A 730-nucleotide genomic window follows, 5' to 3' on the forward strand; every position below is an offset into this window, starting at 1 on the left:
GCGTCGATGCCGTCCAGCGCCTGGACGCGGGCGCGGACCGCCACCTCCAGGTAGCCCGGTCCGGCCACGACCACGCGCGTGCCGAGGACCCGGCGCGTCTCCAGCCGCGCGGCGACCCGGTCGAGGAAGCCGCGGCTCGGGAACGGCCGGCCGAGCGGCAGGAATGGCAGCACGATCACGGTGACCATGCCAGGGGCGTTCACGCAGGCCAGGCCGGGACAGAAGTTGGGCAGCGCGATGGCGCGAGCCACGCGCAGGCCGGGCGTGGCGAGCGCGAGCGCCTCGAAGTCCTCGCGGGTCACCGCGCGCAGGCGGGCCTCGCGCTGCTCGATCGCGCGACCCAACGCATGCGCCAGCGTCTCGGCCGGCGCGGCGTCCTCCAGCACGATCGGCACACCAGCGGCGATCCGCCCGATCGCGCCGGCATCCGGCAGGAACACGCGGTTGCGCGGGCTGTCGGCCAGCCCGTCGATGCGCGCGACCGCCGGCGCCGGCCGCGTCCACGCGTGGAACGCGACCATCTGGCAGCCGCGCGGCAAGACGCGACCCCGCTCGCCATCGCCGCCGACGACCTCGCCGCTGGTCGGATCGAGCGTGAAGTGGGCGTCCGAGCGCGACGAGGCGCTGAAGTCGTCCACCCGGGTCCAGGCGCGCGGATGGCCGTCCTCGACGGTGAAGAGCCGCAGCGACGCCTCGACCACCGGCCGCTGCGCGAGCGTCAGGCGCTGGG

1 protein-coding gene is annotated in these 730 nt (G+C 76.0%); it reads right to left on the bottom strand.

Annotated elements, in window-relative coordinates:
• A partial coding sequence (locus tag FUT87_RS29545; protein WP_222617307.1) for a baseplate J/gp47 family protein occupies positions 1–730 on the bottom strand: 730 nt, incomplete at both ends.

The sequence above is a fragment of the Mitsuaria sp. TWR114 genome (assembly GCF_007997345.1).